Below are 17,994 nucleotides of genomic sequence, written 5' to 3' on the forward strand. Positions count from 1 at the left end.
GAGGCTGAAAGGTTAATTAACGTGTACCGTAAACAACGATGGTTTTACCGTGTGCAGAGATCAAGTTTTGATCTTCCAGCATTTTTAAAATACGGCCAACAGTTTCACGGGAACAACCGACAATTTGGCCAATTTCCTGACGGGTAATTTTGATTTGCATACCGTCTGGGTGGGTCATTGCGTCAGGTTGTTTCGCTAGATTCAATAGGGTTTGAGCGATACGGCCTGTGACATCTAAGAAGGCAAGGTTGCCGACTTTTTCGGATGTTGTTTGTAAACGACTGGCCATTTGCGCTGAGAGACGCATTAAAATATCAGGGTTAACCTGAATCAATTGACGGAATTTTTTGTAAGAAATTTCAGCAACTTCGCAAGCGATTTTAGCTCTCACCCACGCAGTACGTTCTTGCCCTTCTTCAAATAACCCCAGTTCACCAATGAAATCCCCTTGATTCAGGTAAGAGAGGATCATTTCTTTGCCTTCTTCATCTTTAATTAAAACAGCCACTGAACCTTTAACGATATAGTAAAGGGTTTCTGCTTTCTCACCCTGATGGATCAGTGTGCTCTTGGATGGATACTTATGAATATGGCAGTGTGACAAAAACCATTCAAGAGTAGGGTCTGTTTGTGGCTTGCCGAGAACCATTAGCGTTATCCTCTGTATGTTATTGCAGCCATCCGGAAAAGCTTACCAGAAAGGCTGGCTTTAAAGTCACTAGCTTAGCATATTAATTTGCCTTATATACCCTAAATAATGTGAAGAGCTGAATAACTTCAGCGCATTCGATAGGCTAGGGTAAACAAATTGATATCAACACTATAATATAATCAATTAAACCGCTGAGTTTTGATCTTAGTCCTATCAACTAAGTATTGTTTGTAGCATATCCAATGAAGAAAGTCTCCCCTGTATCGCTTCAGCCTAATAAAGCTGATATAACATTCATTATATCTATGGAACAATGTAGCCTTTAAACCGATTTCATTTCAAGGGGAATAAAATGGAAGCAAGAGTAAAATGGGTAGAAGGACTTTCCTTTCTAGGTGAGTCAGCTTCAGGGCATCAAGTCATGATGGATGGTAATGCAGGTGATAAAGCACCTAGCCCAATGGAAATGGTGCTAATGGCGGCAGGTGGATGTAGTGCAATAGATGTCGTTTCAATTTTACAAAAAGGACGAAATGATATTACTGATTGTGAAGTTAAATTAACATCGCAGCGCCGTGAAGAAGCTCCACGTTATTTTGTTAAAATACATTTGCATTTTATCGTAACAGGAAATGAATTAACGGAAAAAACGGTTGAAAGAGCTGTTCAGCTCTCGGCTGAAAAATATTGCTCAGTGGCACTGATGCTAGAAAAAACGGTTGAAGTCACTCATAGCTTTGAAATAAAAAATTAAAAATAAATTTATTTTTTATATTAAAATTTTAATAAAAAGATGCTTACCTTAATTAATGGTAAGCGTCTTACTTATTATTTGAGAAATAATTTAACTGTTTTTCTGATTAATTAACTTTTCAACTAATGGCATCATGATCAATTCCATTGCTAGACCGAGTTTTCCTCCGGGTACGACAATGGTATTCATAGCCGAAATAAAAGAACCGCAGATCATTGAAAGCAAATAGGGGAAATCGATGTGTTCGAGCCCTCTAAAGCGGATCACAATAAAACTTTCATCTTGTGAAGGGATAGTTTTGGCTGAAAATGGGTTGGAAGTGTCTACAGTCGGAACTCGTTGGAAATTGATATGAGTACGCGAAAACTGAGGGGTAATGTAGTTGATATAGTCCCCCATTGAACGCACAACAGAGTCCATAACCGCTTCACGGGAATGGCCCCTTTCGGTCGTATCACGAACCAACTTTTGAATCCATTCAAGATTGACAATCGGGACAACGCCAACAAGTAAATCAACATGTTGCGCTACATTATGCTCAGGTGTAACAACCCCACCATGCAGACCCTCGTAGAATAACACATCAGTTTTTTCAGGGAGTGGTTCCCAAGGTGTAAAAGTACCTGGTTGTAGACCGTACGGAACCGCTTCATCATAGGTATGTAGGTATTTTCGTGATTGTCCACAACCTGTTTTTGCATAATCAATTAAAGTTTGTTCTAGCAAAGCAAAGTCATTCGCTTCAGGACCAAAATAACTGATATGCCGACCTTGTTCTCTCGCCTTGCGGATAGCCATGTCCATTTCAGGCCGCGTGTAACGATGAAAGCTGTCCCCTTCTAATGTAGCTGGTTGGATATTGAGTTGGTGGAAAACTTTACGGAATGCTTGGCTAGTTGAGGTTGTGCCTGCACCACTGGAACCGGTGATAGCAATAATCGGATGTTTTTTGGACATAGCGAACTCCCTGTGTTGCGCTTATGTCCACTATGGCAAAATAGCGAACAAAGCGGGTTAGCGGGTTTTAGGCATGAAATTAACCGACTCATGCAATTCAGACCAGACTAGCACAATTTCGCCAGAAACTAACTGCCGTTTCACATCATTAACTTTGTCTTGTAAGCTTTTCTCATGTGCCCCATAGTCAGTTCCTTCTCGTAAAACATAGCTTTCGATGAGGCTTTCCAGTGCTTCTGGAGATAACTCACGCCAAGGGATAATCATGGGTTTTCCTTATTTAAATAAGGGGTTAACCATTGCGGAATTCGAGTTTCTAGCCACATTTGCGGTTTTCTAAAGGTCCCGCTGACAAAACCAACGTGCCCGCCATGTTCTGTCATTTGATATTCCACATTATGGGGAAGAAAAGATAAATCAGGAACAACCTCAGGAGCCATAAATGGATCATCTTTGGCGTGAATAATTAATGTTGGTTTAGTAATGTGAGCCAATTTAGGTAATGCACTGCATTTCTGATAGTAATCTGAGGCATCATCAAAACCGTGGATACGTGCAGTGATAACATCATCAAAATCACGAATGCGTTTAACTTGCTTAAGCTGCAATAAATTCAGTGGTAATGACCCAGGATAGCGTACGAGTTTACGAGTTGCGTTACGTTTTAAGCCATTTAATAAATAGCGCTGATAAAACTGGGAAATGCCTTTTTCCATTCGTAGGGAGCAAGCCTCTAACATTAATGGGGCAGATACAACCACTCCCGCATCTAAATCCGCATTTTGACCACTTTCAGCCAAGTAACAAGCCAACATATTCCCACCAAGGGAATACCCCACAGCAGCCGTTGGCGTATCACCAAAAGTTTGTTTTAACCAGCGTAAGAAGTAGCGAGCATCATCGGTTTCACCTGAATGATAAATACGCTGTTGGCGATTGGGTTCGCCGCTACACCCACGAAAGTGCATGACAACGCCTAGCCAGTCGTGTTTTTCCGCTGTTTCTAACATTCCATGAGCGTAAGGGCTCTTAAAATTACCTTCTAACCCATGAAAAATGACTAAGCGTGGTTTATGAGCTGCAAGCTCAGGTTTTTCACTCCATGCGAGATCAATAAAATCACCGTCAGGCAATTCAAGTCGCTGCCAAATAGGTTTAATTTTCGGGGTTCTACGAAAAATCCTAGGCAGTAGAGTTTGGAGGTGTGGATTTTTAGCCCAACTGATTGGACGAAAGTTTTCAGACATAACCTTATTTTTATTTAATAGGAGCTCTTGTGAGTCACATAACATACTGTTATTTTTTTGTGATGCAAGTAAACAAATTTGGGTTTGAGGATTAAATTATAAATGACACTGGGGCTGATCTTTTCTCTTTTTACATTTCTATTCATTGCAGCAGTCACACCCGGCCCTAATAATATGTTGCTAACATCAAGTGCGGCAAACTACGGTTTTCGTCATGCGATTACATTATGCTTAGGTATTATGCTAGGTATGCAATCGATACTTTACCTCTCAGCATTTGGTATTGCTGCACTTTTATTGCTCTATCCTGCGATTCATATTGCCTTAAAAGTGGTGGGCAGTGTGTATCTTCTCTGGCTGGCATGGAAAACAGCAACAGCTAATTATGCACCAATTAAGACGGATAGCGAAGTGGGGAAAAGCGTAACATGGTATCAGGGGGGCTTATTACAATTTCTAAACCCTAAAGCTTGGATGATGGGGCTAGGGGCAGTTGGTGGCTTTAGCCTGCCTGGTGAGTTATTCAGCCAATCTATTTTAGTCATGAGCGTGGCATTTGTAATCGTCAACTTAGTGGCAGGTTTGATTTGGATGGGCTTTGGCTCATTGATTAGCTTATTTTTACGTAGTCGCCAAGCTTGGTTTATCTTTAATTTAGCGATGGGGCTGCTAACTGCGCTGTGTGTCCCATTGATTTGGTTGGAATAGCGTTTTTTATTGATTGAAAAAAGCAGCCCTAAGAGCTGCTTTTTGTTTAGGGCATGATTAACTTAAATCTACGCCTTTACTACCAAACAGGTAGGTAAATAGGAAGCCGCACACATAGGAAACCAATACTCCCCCCGCGTACACTGCCATCCCGGCGAGGACACCTTGACCGGATGTCATTAATGGAATGGCAATTAACCCAGATGGCCCAAACACAGTATTTAAACCGACAGGTAACCCCATCCACGCGACGGCCCCGATAAAGAAACCACCAGCTGCGCCACCTAAACAGGCGGTGACAAACGGTTTGACGCGCGGGAGTGTGACACCATAAATCAGCGGCTCACCGATCCCTAAGAAACCGGGGAACAGGGCGCCACCAATTTGCCCACGGGTGACTGAACCTTTTTTCGCTTTCACATACAAGGCGAGGGCTGCACCCACTTGACCAGCGCCCGCCATTGCCAATATCGGAAATAGTGAGTTAAACCCTTGTGCATCAACGAGGGCAACGTAGACAGGAATAAACCCTTGATGAACACCAAACATCACGGCGATTAAGAACACCCCAGCCAAAATAGCTGTTCCAATAGGATTGCCATTTAAGTGCATGAATAACCAAGACATTCCATCAAACAGCCAAACACCAATCGGCATGATAAAGATAAAGGTTGCTGCGCCCACAATTAACAGAGTTATGGTTGAGGTTAAAATAATATCAAGGCTGGATGGGATAATTTTGCGAACTTGTTTTTCAACCCATGCCCCAAAAATACAGGCAATTAAAATTCCAATGATGTTGCCTCGAGGGTCAATGTGCCAGCCGAAGAAGTTTGACATCCCCGAATAAAAGCCTTTTGTTGCTTCTGGGTCGTAACCTAAAATAAATAAAGCGGCAATAATGGCACCATTAACGCCACTACCTCCAAAGGCTTTTTGGGCATTATAGCCAATTAATAGTCCCATAAAGGTAAATAAACCTTTGCCGAATATCGCGAGATAGGCAATGGCACTTTTTAACCAGCCCAACTGTTGGGAGTCCGGTGGAAATAAGTTTTCATTGGCGACTAACAACCCAAGCAATGAGGCTATCCCCATCAAAAGACCCGCTCCGATGAATCCTGGAATCAATGGGGTAAATATGGTGGCGAATTTTGAGAGAAAGCGGTGTACTGCGCTAGTTTGTTTCTTTTTTAACTGCTGTTTATTAGTAGAAGCGATTTGGTTAAGGTCTTGGGTCTGATGAGAAGACTCGTCGATATCATCTTCAGCATCTTCTAGCATTTGGTTCATTAAGTCCGCGGCAGTTTGGGCTTTACCGGGGCCCAGAACAATTTGCAGTTGTTCATCACTTTCGATAACGCCAAGCACACCTGCGATTTGTTTTAGTGCGGCTTTATCGACTAATTGATCATTATTGAGTGTGAGTCGTAAACGGGTCATACAGTTACCCGCTAATTTAATATTGCGACGACCCCCAACCTGTTGCAGGATCTGCTGCATCATTTCTATTGTTATTTTAGCCATACCATTTATCTCATTAAAATCCGCGAATTAGGCGGAAGGTGCCATATTGAGTGCTGTACGAATAAAACCATGATTGTCCGAGAGTAGTTGACGTGCATCATCGGCATTCAGGCCGGTTAACACCATCAAAATGGCCGTTTTACAGTGCCTATCACATTGTTGAAGCGCGGTTTCTGCGGTTGCTCGGTCGCAGTCTGTTGCCTCCATGACAATCTTCGTTTGCCTTTCAATTAATTTGGCATTGGTGGCTTCTACATCGACCATCAAATTACCAAATACTTTTCCAATGCGGATCATCGCGCCAGTAGTGATCATATTCAGCACTAATTTCTGAGCGGTTCCCGCTTTCATGCGTGAAGAGCCTGTGACCACTTCTGCGCCCACAACAGGGGTGATAGCGATATCTGCTGCATTAGCGATAGGGCTATTTGGGTTACAGCTGATGGCAGCTGTGGTTGCACCAATCTTGTTTGCATAGGCTAACGCACCTAACACATATGGGGTACGCCCACTCGCAGCAATACCAACGAGTATATCTTTTTCATTAAATTGAATATTTTTCAGGTCTTGCTCACCTAATTCGGGTTTATCTTCTGCATTTTCAACGGCACGGAAAATCGCTTGGTGACCGCCTGCAATAAGCCCAACGACTTGCTCATGGGGGGTACCGTACGTTGGTGGGCACTCGCTGGCATCAAGTATTCCTAAACGCCCTGATGTTCCTGCTCCCGAGTAAATTAACCGCCCGCCGTTTAGAAATGCGTCTGCGACCTTATCAACCAATTGTGCAATTTCAGGAAGAACTTTCTCGACTGCCAAAGGGACTTGTTTGTCTTCGTTGTTAATCACTTGCAGCATTTGCAAGGTCGGTAGTTGGTCAATATGCGTACTCGCCGCATTGCGGCTTTCCGTTACCATTTTGCTTAAATCGATAGCCATAAAAAATTGCTCCTAAATCCATAATTGGATTAATATTAAGGAATTATTTATTCCAATGGTGTGATTGGAATCACGGTGTTATCTATTCTAACTTGCGAATATAAAAGAATATTTTGTTATTTTTTTAATGGCTTTAAATTGTATGCGATTGAATTATAGTTATTATTTTTGATTCATCAGAGAATTAAAAGAGGAATAATTTATTATTATTTTATTTTTATGAACCCTGATATAGCGATTATCAGCTGAGGTTGTCATGACATTATTGGATATCATTACTTATTCATTACCGCGATTAGCCGAAAATCAACGTAAAATTGCACAATTTATTATTGAAAATCCGGAAAACGTACTGAACTTATCTTCTCAACAATTGGCAGAAATCTTAGATGTGAGCCAATCAGCTATTGTTAAGTTTAGTCAAAAAGTTGGGGTAAAAGGCTACCCAGCGCTAAAACTGGCATTAAGTGAGATTATTGGGCGTCAACAGCTTAATGAAAGTGCCCCTCACGTGGCTTTGCATAACCGTATTGCACCGAATGATAACTTGATGGTGGTAGCTCAAAAATTAGCGATGGAAAAGAACCATTCCATCACGGAAACAACAAAATTAATTGATTTCAAGCAATTTGAAAAAATTGTCGAACGAATAGACCAATCTCAGCGAGTACAAATTGTTGGCATTGGTGGGTCAGGGCTGACGGCAAAGGACTTGAGCTACAAGTTACAAAAAATAGGTATTACGACACTCGTCGAATCCGACCATCATGTGCAAATTGCCGCCGCTTTAACACTTAATGCCAATGACATACAGATAGTTATCTCTTTTACAGGTAAACGCAAAGACATGCTAACAGCGGCTAATATTGCACGTAAACAAGGAGCCTGTGTGGTTGCCATTACCCGGGACCGACATTCACCTCTTGCACAAATTTCTGATTACATTCTTGAAAGTGTCGCAGAAGAAGATGAATGGCGTAGTTCTTCTATTTCATCGAGAACTGCTCAGAATACGCTGACCGATTTAATCTTTATGGCGCTATTACAAAGGCGAGAAGCCAAAGCAAAATCGCTAGTAATGAATGCAAGAGTTGTTATTAATAAATTAGATGAATAGCGTTGAAAAGGAAGAACGGGCTCATCGATAACTTTGCAAAAAATCCTTATTTACGTTAAGACTAACGATATAAGTATTTTAATTTTAACTAGTTTAAGAGGAATTATTGATGAGAGCACTCATTGTTTATACTGAGTTAACCGACGAAGATTCCGTTATCAGCCATGCCGTAGCAAGGCTTGCTAGTGAGCTTAATGATGAACACGTAGAGACCGTGATTATCCGCGATTTTGAAGATGGAATGGCATACATTCGCTCGAATACCAGCATTGATTGTTTGTTATATGGGCGTGATATGTCCGACAAACAAGAACAAACACAAGCACATCAATTAATTACTCAACTTCATCGCCGCCAAGAAGATGTCCCCGTTTTTTTATTGAGTGATCGCGAAGAAGCTTTAACGGCATTTGACCGAAAAATGATGGAACAAGTCGATGAGTTTGCATGGATTTTAGAAGATTCAGCTGATTTTATCGCAGGGCGCGTCCTCGCCGCTATTATTCGTTATCGTGCGCAATTATTGCCGCCACTGATGAAAAGCTTAATTAAATATAGCGATATACATGAATACTCGTGGGCAGCACCGGGTCACCAAGGTGGCGTTGGTTTTACCAAAACCCCTGCGGGCCGCATTTATCATGATTTTTTTGGTGAAAATTTATTTCGTACTGATATTGGTATTGAACGCGTCGCAGTAGGCTCTTTACTGGATCATACCGGTGCTTTTGGTGAGTGCGAAAAAAATGCAGCGCGTATTTTCGGGGCTGACCAGTCTTATTCCGTGGTTGTGGGAACCTCGGGCTCCAATCGAACCATTATGCAAGCCTGTATGACTGATGAAGATGTGGTGGTAATCGACCGAAATTGCCATAAATCTATCGAACAAGGGCTGATCCTTACCGGAGCTAAGCCCGTATACATGACCCCGAGTCGTAACCGCTACGGAATTATTGGGCCAATTTACCCGACAGAGATGACGCCGGAAGCGATCACTGAAAAAATCGCTCAAAATCCACTAACATCGGATAAAATCGGCAAACGCCCAGCTTATAGCGTGGTAACCAATTGCACCTATGACGGTGTTTGCTACCATGCACGTAAGGTGCAAGATTTACTCGATAAATCCTTAGATAGAATCCATTTCGATGAGGCATGGTACGGTTATGCACGTTTTAACCCAATTTATCATGGCCATTTTGCCATGCGGGATGAACCACGAAATGGCGATGAACCGACCATCTTTGCTACACACTCCACTCATAAATTACTTAACGCGCTTTCACAAGCCTCATTTATTCATATCCGAAATGGCCGTAATGCTATTGATTTCAATCGCTTTAATCAGGCTTATCATATGCATGCCACCACCTCACCGCTGTATGCGATTTGTGCCTCGAATGATATCGCAGCAGATATGATGGATGGTAATAGTGGGCGTTCTTTGACAGATGAAGTTATTCGTGAAGCTATCGATTTTCGCCAATCATTAGGTTACTTGTATAAAGAGTTTCTTAACGATGATGAATGGTTCTTTAAACCATGGAATCAGGAAATGGTGAAAGACCCTGCAACAGGTAAAGGTTATGCCTTTGAAGAAGCCCCTGTTGAATTGTTGATGAAAGAGCAAAGCTGCTGGGTAATGAATCCTGAAGATAAATGGCACGGTTTTAAGGATATCCCTGAAAACTGGGCGATGCTTGACCCAATTAAAGTCAGTATTTTGTCACCGGGAATGGGGGAGGATGGCAAACTGCTGGGTACAGGTGTACCCGCGGCACTAGTGACCGCGTGGCTAAATCATTATGGTATTGTGCCGACCCGCACCACTGACTTCCAGATTATGTTCTTGTTTTCTATGGGGATCACCAAAGGGAAGTGGGGGACTTTGGTCAATGCGCTGCTGTCTTTTAAACGCCACTATGACAATAATACTGGGCTGAAGAAGGTATTACCGGAAGTGGTGGAAACCGCTCCTGAGATTTATGGTCATATGGGGTTACGTGACTTAGGTGATAAAATGTTCACTTATCTGCAAAAAAATAACCCCGGAGGGCAACTGAACCAAGCTTATGAGCAACTGCCTGAAGTAATGATGAGCCCAAGGGATGCGTACCAAGAGATTGTCGCTAACCGTGTTGAAGCGGTGCCCCTTGATAAACTGGCAGGGCGCATTGCTGCTAACTCAATAATTCCGTATCCACCGGGTATCCCAATGTTGTTATCAGGTGAAAGCTTCGGTGATAAAAATAGTCCACATATCGGTTACTTGCATAGCTTGCAAGCGTGGGACAGTGAGTTCCCCGGTTTTGAACACGAAACCGAAGGGACTGAAATTATCGATGGGCAGTATTATGTGATGTGTGTGAAAGGATAAGATTCAACTATGATAAAAACGAAAAGCTATCAAAGATAGCTTTTCGTGATTTTAAGGAATTGTGATGTTTTATAACTAATTTATTTCAAACTCACTGGTCATGGTTTCTAACTGTTCTTGCAGCTCCATCCATTCCATTTCAACGTCTTCAAGTGCTGATTTGTGCTCAGTCTGCTTTTTCAAACATTCTGCCAAATCGGCTTTTTTATCTTGTTCATAGATAGCTGCATCAGAAAGTTTTGCCTCTAGCTCACTCAGGGCGTTGGAATGTTTATCCATCTGCTTTTCCAATTCCGTGATTTTTTTACGGATTGGCTGAGTCAGTTGACGGAACTCTGCTTCGCGGCGCTTTTGGTCTTTTCTATCTTGGGCGGTGACTGTTGAAGTTGCCGCAGGCTTATCTTTTTCTTGTTGATCTCGGACTTGCTGTAGTTCCAGCTTGTTTTGCTCGGCAAGCCATTGTTGGTAATCTTCTAAATCACCATCAAATTGCTCGACCGCGCCGCCGTGAACTAAATACAGCTCATCGGTAGTTGAGCGCAATAAATGCCTATCATGGGAAACCACCACTAAAGCCCCTTCAAATGCCATTAAGGCTTCTGTCAACGCTTGGCGCATGTCTAAATCCAAGTGGTTGGTTGGTTCATCGAGTAACAACAGATTCGGGCGCTGCCAAACAATCAACGCTAAGACTAAGCGTGCTTTTTCACCGCCAGAGAAACGGCCACTAGGGTCTGTCACTTGGTCACCCTTAAAGCCAAAACCGCCTAAATAGTCGCGTAACTGCTGCTCAGTTTGCTCAGGAGCCAAACGAGCTAGATGCTGCAAGGGCGATTCTTCAGGATGTAGATACTCTAATTGATGCTGAGCAAAGTAACCTAACTTAATACCTTTAGCGAGGGAGATCTCCCCTTGTAATGGTGGTAAATCGCCAGCTAGCATTTTAATTAAGGTGGATTTACCAGCACCATTACGGCCTAATAAACCAATACGTGAACCAGGCACTAAATTCAATTTTATCGATTGCAAAATGACTTTTTCGCCATAACCCGCACTGACTTTTTCCATTTTTAATAATGGGTTAGGTAAGCTTTCAGGTTTGCGGAATGAAAAATGGAACGGGTTATCCACATGAGCGGGCGCCACCATTTCCATTTTTTCTAACATCTTAATACGGCTTTGCGCTTGCTTGGCCTTTGTCGCTTGCACTCTAAAACGGTCAATATAGCTTTGTAAATGAGCGGCTTTTGCTTGTTGGCTTTCATACAACGCTTGTTGTTGTGCTAATTTAGTTGCACGTTGGCGCTCAAAAGAAGAATAGTTGCCCGTGTATTCGAACAGGCTTTCTTGTTCTATATGCAGGACTTTATCAATAATTGGATCAAGGAAATCCCTATCATGGGAAATTAAAATTAATGTACCTTGGTAGCCTTTAAGCCACTTTTCTAACCAAATAACCGCATCTAAATCAAGGTGGTTAGTTGGTTCATCGAGTAGTAATAGGTCAGAACGGCAAAGTAGAGCCTGAGCGAGGTTCAAACGCATACGCCACCCACCAGAAAAAGATTTCACTGGTGAGTCTAATTGCGCTTGGCTAAAGCCTAAGCCGTGTAGCAAGCTGGAGGCGCGAGAACGGATTGTCCATGCATCAATTGCATCGAGTTGCCCATGGATAACCGCAATGGCATGGCCATCATTTTTTTCATTGGCTTGTTGTAGCTTTTGTTCTAGAGCACGGAACTCACGGTCACCGTCAATCACATACTCAAGGGCAGGGACATCAAGGGCAGGGGTTTCTTGGTTGACCCATGCCATGGACCAATTACTTGGGAAGGTTGCAGAACCTGCTTCAGCTTGTAATTCGCCTTTTAATAGTGCTAGAAGGGTCGATTTACCGCAGCCGTTTTTACCCACTAAACCAACTTTTTGGCCAGGGTTAATCGTCGCAGTGGCGTTATCCAGTAGGACACGAACACCTCGGCGAATTTGGAGTGAAGAGAAAACAATCATAGCAACCGTCTATTAAAAATATGTTAAATTATCAACGTATATACTCTAAATAATTCACGGTGCTGTTAGGCGACAAACAAATGAGTCGCTAGGAGCCTATTTAAGTAGGTGACTAGTGCGAATGCGCGTAGTCAACAACACAGCAACGTGAAGTATGACGAGTATAGCAGGCTGCATGGTAACGGAAAATGTTCCGTCTGACACGCCTTTGAGGAGGGAAAGATGTCAAATACACCTAAAGTACTGGTGATCTACGCTCACCCAGACCCTGATGAGTCTATTGCTAACAAGGCATTACTTAGTGTGGTGTGTGGTTTTGAACATGTGACAGTCCATGATTTATACGCAACCTATCCTGATTATTTTATTGATGTAACTGCGGAACAAGAATTACTGTGCCAGCACGATATCATTGTTTTTCAACACCCTCTCTATACTTATAGTTGCCCTGCGTTGTTGAAAGAATGGTTTGACCGTGTTTTAACGCGCCGTTTTGCAACGGAGATGGGCTATCAAAAACTGAAAGGGAAATACTGGCGTTCTGTGATCACGACAGGCGAACCCATTCATGCATATCAACATGACGGCTATAATCATTACCCACTTAACGAAATACTTCGACCATTTGAATTGACCGCATTGATGTGTGATATGCAATGGTTGGAACCTATCATTATTTATGCAGCACGTCGGCAGCCCACTGAGCGGTTTCAACAGCTGATTGATGACTACCGTCAATGGATACAACAACCGCTAAGCGCGGGAGGGCTCTCCTAATGTCAGAATTGGGGCTATTTGAATCTGTCATTATTTTTTTATGTGCCGGTGTGGTGATGGTACCTATTGCACAAAAAATCCGTTTAGGGGCGGTGCTTGGGTATTTACTCGCGGGGATTATGATTGGGCCATTTGTTTTGGGCTTTATTCATAACGTCGATGACATTTTACATTTCTCTGAAATGGGGGTGGTATTCCTAATGTTCTTAATTGGTTTAGAGTTAAAGCCATCTAAACTGTGGGAACTTAGGCGCTCTATTTTTGGTGTAGGAACCGTGCAGGTGGTTGTTACTGCGGCAATAATGGCATCACTGTTATTTTTAGCGAAGTTTTCTTGGCAAGCTGCTGTGGTTGGTGGGCTGGGGATGGCAATGTCTTCAACCGCTATGGCTTTGCAACTCATGAATGAAAAAGGCATGTCCAACAAAGAAAGCGGGCAGCTTGGTTTTTCTGTGTTGTTATTCCAAGATATGGCGGTGATCCCCATTATGGCATTGATCCCCTTATTAGCTGGGGATTCAGCCACAAGTGATTGGCAAAAGATTGGCTTAAAAGTTATCGCATTTGCCGGTTTATGGGTGGTGGGGCGTTACTTGTTACGCCCAATGTTTAAATTAGCGGCGAAATCAGGCGTACATGAAATTTTTACAGCTGCAGCACTATTGGTAGTGTTAGGGTCTGCATTAATAATGGAAAGCCTTGGGTTCTCAATGGCATTAGGGACGTTTATGGCAGGTGTGATGCTAGCAGAAACAGAATTTCGCCATGAACTCGAAATTAATATTGAGCCATTCAAAGGGCTATTGCTGGGGTTATTTTTTATCTCAGTTGGGATGTCACTAAATTTACAAATACTCTGGGCGTATTTACCACAAGTTTTGGTTGCTGTGGTCATTCTTGTCGCGGTAAAAGCCCTTGTCCTTTATGGCCTGAGCCATGCAGCAAGGCTTAGGAATGGTGCTAGAGCACAATTTTCTGGTGTTTTAAGTCAAGGCGGGGAATTTGCTTTTGTCATTTACGCAACCGCATCTGGTGCAAGTGTGATTGACGAGCGCCAAATGGACCTCTTATTGGTGGTCGTCACCCTTTCTATGATGACAACACCACTTGTGATGCAGTTGATAGATGCTTATCTGAACTACCGCTATAATCGGCAACCAACGTCAAGTGAAAAACCATTTGTCGAAGATAACGACCCTCATGTTATTTTGGTTGGTTTTGGTCGTATGGGGCAAGTGGTAGGCCGCCTATTAATGGCCAATAAAGTCAAAATTACCGTACTTGAACAGGATGTTACAGCGATAGGTACAATGCGGCGCTATGGCTATACTGTTTATTATGGGGATGCGCGTGAGCTACAATTATTGCGCTCAGCGGGAGCAGAAAAAGCGAAGGCAATTGTGATCACTAGTGATGTGCCCGAAGAAGTTATGGAAATTGTACATTTATGCCAAGAGAATTTCCCTAATTTACATATCATCGCACGCGCGAAAGGCCGTGTAGAGGCACACGAATTATTGCAAAGTGGTGTCACTGACTTTAGTCGAGAAACCTTCTCTAGCGCATTAGAATTGGGGAGTAAGGCATTAATTAGTACCGGTATGCATCCACATAAAGCATACCGAGCTAAACAACATTTCCGCCGTCTAGATATGCGTGTGCTTAGAGAGATTATTCCTGAAAATGAAGGGGATAGCGGCCAAGTTTCTCGTGTCAAAGAGGCAAGGCGCGAGTTAAATGAGCTGTTTGAAAAAGAAATGCTTAGAGAGCATCGCCAGCCACATGGCTGGAATAAAGATGAATAAAGGAAACCAACATGTCGTCAACACGTAAACGGTTTATTGCAGGTGCAATTTGCCCTAAATGTAAGTCACAAGACACGTTAATGATGTGGCGTGAAGATAAAATTGATGTAGTTGAATGTGTCAATTGTGGCGATCAGCAGCGTCAAGCTGGGGATGAAACAACTGGGCATATTAGGGAAAAAGAGCAAGTTATAGGGATTTTTACACCTGAATGAGAGAATTTTGTCAATTCTCAATACATCACTATAGTTTTTCGGTACAATTGGCAGAAAAATTTTCCCCATATGGGTAGTAGGAGATGTCATGAAAGTAGCAAAAGACTTGGTGGTCAGCTTGGCTTATCAAGTAAGAACAGAAGACGGTGTTTTAGTTGATGAGTCCCCAGCAAGCGCGCCAATGGACTATTTGCATGGCCGTGGGTCTTTAATTTCAGGTCTAGAAAAAGCATTAGAAGGCCGTGCTGTCGGTGAAAACTTTGATGTTGAAGTTGCTTCAGACGATGCATATGGTCAATACGATGACAACTTAGTTCAACGCGTTCCTAAAGATGTATTCATGGGCGTTGATGAGCTAGAAGTGGGTATGCGTTTCTTAGCTGACACTGACATGGGCCCAGTTCCTGTTGAAATCACCGGTATTGAAGGTGATGAAGTTATCGTTGATGGTAACCACATGTTAGCAGGCCAAAACTTGAAATTTAATGTTGAAGTCATGGCTATTCGTGAAGCAACAGAAGAAGAAATTGCACATGGGCACGTTCATGGTGCAGGCGGTCACGACCATGACCACGACCACGAAGGTGGTTGCTGTGGCGGTGGCGGTCATAGCCACGGCTCAGAAGGCGGTTGTTGTGGCGGCGGCGAAGGCCATGGTCACAAACAAGGCGGCTGCGGTTGCCATTAATAACTAGCAATAGCTAAGTATTAGAAGGAAGCGAAAGCTTCCTTTTTTGTGGCCTCATTAATAATGAGGAGGGGGTGTTTCTTCTTCTGGCCTTGCTAAATGGCTATTTTGCGAAGATTTCAGCCTTTCCGTCACAATGCGTAAATGCTCTTGCATACGGTTAAGTTGCATTTGTTGGTCGGTGATAACTTGGTTGAGTTGTTCAATCGACAATTCTTGAAAGGCGACTTTGCTTTCTAAAAGTTCTAAACGTTGTTCTAATGTATCAGATGAGCCCATCTTCGACTCTCCTTAGATGTATTTGTCATAATTAAACCATCATAATAACCGAACATTACAAATCCATAGATAAGTTTTAGTTAAAGATGTAGGCGATGAAACCTCTTTTTGTTAATGTAGTCTAAGAAATTCTTATTTTTTTCTATACTAATTGGTAATCAGTTTCTAAAGTTAAAAGTTGATTATCAATAAACATAAAAACGAATAGTTCGCTATTCGAACATACTCGAATAAAAGTTATCGGAGATTAGGATGAAATCACTGTTTAAGGCAAGCCTTTTAGCAACTACGCTAGCATTTACTTTCGCTGCTCCACAGGTGATGGCAGCGGAAGCCAAAGCACAAAGCAGCGCATTCAAAAACGCAGAAGAGCGTAATGCGTATGCATTAGGTGCTTCATTAGGCCGCTACATGCAGAATTCTTTAGAAGAACAAAAAACCATTGGTATTAACTTGGATAACGCTCAATTACTGGCGGGTGTTCAAGATGCTTTCAATGGCAAAAGCAAAATGACGGATGCAGAGGTTGAAGAAACACTGCGTCAATTTGAAGGGCAAGTCAAAGAAGCTGCCGACAAAAAAATGAAAGAAGAATCAGCAAGCAATGAGAAAAAAGGTGCTGAGTACCGCGAAAAATATGCGAAAGAAAAAGGCGTAGTAAAAACTAAGTCTGGCTTACTGTACAAAATTGAAAAAGAAGGTACAGGTGCAAAACCTAAAGCAGACGAAACCGTTGTTGTTCACTACAAAGGTTCTCTGATTGATGGTACTGAATTTGACAGCTCATACACACGTAATGAGCCACTGACTATTCCTTTAAACTCAGTCATTAAAGGCTGGACTGAAGGTCTAGTTAACCTGAAAAAAGGCGGTAAAATGCAGTTAGTGATCCCTGCTGATTTAGCGTATGGCGAAAACGGCGTTCCGGGTATCCCTGCAAACTCAACTTTAGTCTTTGATGTTGAATTATTAGATATCAAACCAGCGGCTAAATAAGCGCAAATAAAGTTTGTTTCAAGAGCCCAAGGCGTCAGGTCTTGGGTTTTTTTTGTATAAAGCATTTTAATTATCTCTATGGCGACTCATTAGCATCTATAAGATATCTTTGTTTCCTGCCATGAAAGCTCCTTATTTAAAAATAAAGAAAATACAGTAGATAATACGGTTAAAAATATAAATGTTTTAGGTGAGTTTCTAATGATATGGAAAGGCGTAAAATATGAAATGTCAATATCTGATAAATAAAAAACAAAAAGGTTAATCGCATCAACGATTAATACTAATGAAATAGCTAACATAAAAATACGTTTAATTATGGATTTGATATGTAATGAATAATTTAGAACAGAGGTAAGTAACAGTGAGCGCATTACCATAATTAGTAAAGTAAAGGCTATTGAATAGATAGTCAGTTCATCGATGTACACTGTTACAATGCCGGTGATTAACAGTAATAAGTCATATATTTCATTGAATGAAACTATTAGAAAGTAAATAGTTAGAACTATAGATTTGTATTTTGGTATAAGAAACCTTACGAATTAATAAAATTTTTTAGTGAAATTGCTTTTTAATTATAATGGTGAGTTTTTGATGTTATTTCAGCTAAGTAAAATTGTAAATAATTATACCTTTATTATTTAATTAATAATTATGAGTTGGTTTTACATATATTATTAATAATAAATCACTATCGCGAATAGTCCCATTTATATGAATAACGAAAAAACTAAATTTACTCTGTTATAGATCCTGCTAAGTCGAGGTGCTTACGGCTAATGAGTAAGTTGCAGATAAGCCACACCATGATAGTGGCGACAGAAGCAAACCTTGATGAACTTTCTGTAAAAAAAATCCTCAAATTGTTTAAAACTTGTGATAAAACAGACTGTCTTGCATTCATTCGCTTGACGGCAACGTCTTGGAGTTTTAACTTCACAAG

The 17,994-nt window shown here is 41.8% G+C and carries 17 protein-coding genes; 9 read left to right on the plus strand and 8 right to left on the minus strand.

From position 1 onward, the window contains the following. Nucleotides 1–16: 16 nt before the first annotated feature. Nucleotides 17–649: a cAMP-activated global transcriptional regulator CRP gene (gene crp, locus ABE954_RS01860; RefSeq protein WP_004262556.1), complete on the minus strand. Its 633-nt coding sequence runs from the start codon at nt 647–649 to the stop codon at nt 17–19. Between the two features lie 355 nt (nt 650–1,004). Between crp and ABE954_RS01865 the strand changes: the two genes are divergently transcribed. After that, nucleotides 1,005–1,406 (plus strand): OsmC family protein, encoded by a 402-nt coding sequence (locus ABE954_RS01865; protein WP_042847613.1) that lies wholly within the window; start codon nt 1,005–1,007, stop codon nt 1,404–1,406. A gap of 90 nt (nt 1,407–1,496) precedes the next feature. Here ABE954_RS01865 and ABE954_RS01870 read toward each other — a convergent pair whose 3' ends face one another. From ABE954_RS01870 to ABE954_RS01880, 3 genes are read right to left on the minus strand one after another with little or no spacing between them, the layout of a single operon-like run. Continuing rightward, nucleotides 1,497–2,363 carry a phosphoribulokinase gene (locus tag ABE954_RS01870; protein WP_042847611.1) on the minus strand — a complete coding sequence of 289 codons (867 nt, stop codon included), beginning with the start codon at nt 2,361–2,363 and terminating at the stop codon, nt 1,497–1,499. 57 nt (nt 2,364–2,420) lie between these two features. Further along, a complete protein-coding gene (locus ABE954_RS01875) occupies nt 2,421–2,630 on the minus strand; it encodes a YheU family protein (RefSeq protein WP_034783253.1) in 210 nt (69 codons plus the stop codon). Then, nucleotides 2,627–3,610, minus strand: coding sequence for a hydrolase (locus ABE954_RS01880; protein WP_042847799.1), 984 nt, complete (start codon nt 3,608–3,610; stop codon nt 2,627–2,629). The genes ABE954_RS01875 and ABE954_RS01880 overlap by 4 nt, the downstream gene beginning before the upstream one ends. Before the next feature lie 102 nt (nt 3,611–3,712). Here ABE954_RS01880 and ABE954_RS01885 point away from each other — a divergent pair, with 102 nt between their 5' ends. Further along, a complete protein-coding gene (locus ABE954_RS01885) occupies nt 3,713–4,318 on the plus strand; it encodes a LysE family translocator (protein WP_048605414.1) in 606 nt (201 codons plus the stop codon). A gap of 57 nt (nt 4,319–4,375) precedes the next feature. Here the strand turns inward: ABE954_RS01885 and murP are convergent, their stop codons facing one another. Together murP and murQ are read right to left on the minus strand one after the other, a co-directional pair. After that, entirely contained in the window at nt 4,376–5,845 is a 1,470-nt protein-coding gene (gene murP, locus ABE954_RS01890) for a PTS N-acetylmuramic acid transporter subunit IIBC (RefSeq protein ID WP_129466960.1), read from the minus strand. Between the two features lie 27 nt (nt 5,846–5,872). Continuing rightward, a complete protein-coding gene (gene murQ / locus ABE954_RS01895; RefSeq protein WP_042847603.1) occupies nt 5,873–6,784 on the minus strand; it encodes an N-acetylmuramic acid 6-phosphate etherase in 912 nt (303 codons plus the stop codon). Between the two features lie 256 nt (nt 6,785–7,040). Here murQ and ABE954_RS01900 point away from each other — a divergent pair, with 256 nt between their 5' ends. After that, nucleotides 7,041–7,901, plus strand: coding sequence for a MurR/RpiR family transcriptional regulator (locus ABE954_RS01900; protein ID WP_042847601.1), 861 nt, complete (start codon nt 7,041–7,043; stop codon nt 7,899–7,901). Between the two features lie 109 nt (nt 7,902–8,010). Next, nucleotides 8,011–10,278, plus strand: coding sequence for an arginine decarboxylase (adiA, locus tag ABE954_RS01905; protein WP_129466961.1), 2,268 nt, complete (start codon nt 8,011–8,013; stop codon nt 10,276–10,278). 75 nt (nt 10,279–10,353) lie between these two features. Here the strand turns inward: adiA and ABE954_RS01910 are convergent, their stop codons facing one another. Beyond that, nucleotides 10,354–12,288, minus strand: coding sequence for an ABC transporter ATP-binding protein (locus ABE954_RS01910; protein WP_042847598.1), 1,935 nt, complete (start codon nt 12,286–12,288; stop codon nt 10,354–10,356). Between the two features lie 222 nt (nt 12,289–12,510). On the opposite strand from ABE954_RS01910, the gene kefG reads away from it, so the two are divergent. The 4 genes from kefG to slyD all read left to right on the plus strand — a co-directional run bounded on the left by kefG (nt 12,511) and on the right by slyD (nt 15,773). Next, nucleotides 12,511–13,065 (plus strand): glutathione-regulated potassium-efflux system ancillary protein KefG, encoded by a 555-nt coding sequence (gene kefG, locus ABE954_RS01915; RefSeq protein WP_042847597.1) that lies wholly within the window; start codon nt 12,511–12,513, stop codon nt 13,063–13,065. Next, a complete protein-coding gene (kefB, locus tag ABE954_RS01920) occupies nt 13,065–14,870 on the plus strand; it encodes a glutathione-regulated potassium-efflux system protein KefB (RefSeq protein WP_042847594.1) in 1,806 nt (601 codons plus the stop codon). Before kefG ends, kefB begins: the two co-directional genes overlap by 1 nt. Nucleotides 14,871–14,881: 11 nt before the next feature. Further along, a complete protein-coding gene (locus ABE954_RS01925) occupies nt 14,882–15,085 on the plus strand; it encodes a YheV family putative zinc ribbon protein (protein WP_042847592.1) in 204 nt (67 codons plus the stop codon). Nucleotides 15,086–15,173: 88 nt separating this feature from the next. After that, nucleotides 15,174–15,773 (plus strand): peptidylprolyl isomerase, encoded by a 600-nt coding sequence (slyD, locus tag ABE954_RS01930; protein WP_042847590.1) that lies wholly within the window; start codon nt 15,174–15,176, stop codon nt 15,771–15,773. 57 nt (nt 15,774–15,830) lie between these two features. Here the strand turns inward: slyD and ABE954_RS01935 are convergent, their stop codons facing one another. Then, nucleotides 15,831–16,052 carry a SlyX family protein gene (locus tag ABE954_RS01935; protein ID WP_371025710.1) on the minus strand — a complete coding sequence of 74 codons (222 nt, stop codon included), beginning with the start codon at nt 16,050–16,052 and terminating at the stop codon, nt 15,831–15,833. A gap of 252 nt (nt 16,053–16,304) precedes the next feature. On the opposite strand from ABE954_RS01935, the gene fkpA reads away from it, so the two are divergent. After that, entirely contained in the window at nt 16,305–17,048 is a 744-nt protein-coding gene (gene fkpA, locus ABE954_RS01940; RefSeq protein ID WP_042847796.1) for an FKBP-type peptidyl-prolyl cis-trans isomerase, read from the plus strand. The last annotated feature ends 946 nt before the right edge of the window (nt 17,049–17,994 follow it).

This window comes from Providencia sp. TYF-12 (assembly GCF_041344805.1).
Taxonomy (GTDB): Bacteria; Pseudomonadota; Gammaproteobacteria; order Enterobacterales; family Enterobacteriaceae; genus Providencia; species Providencia huashanensis.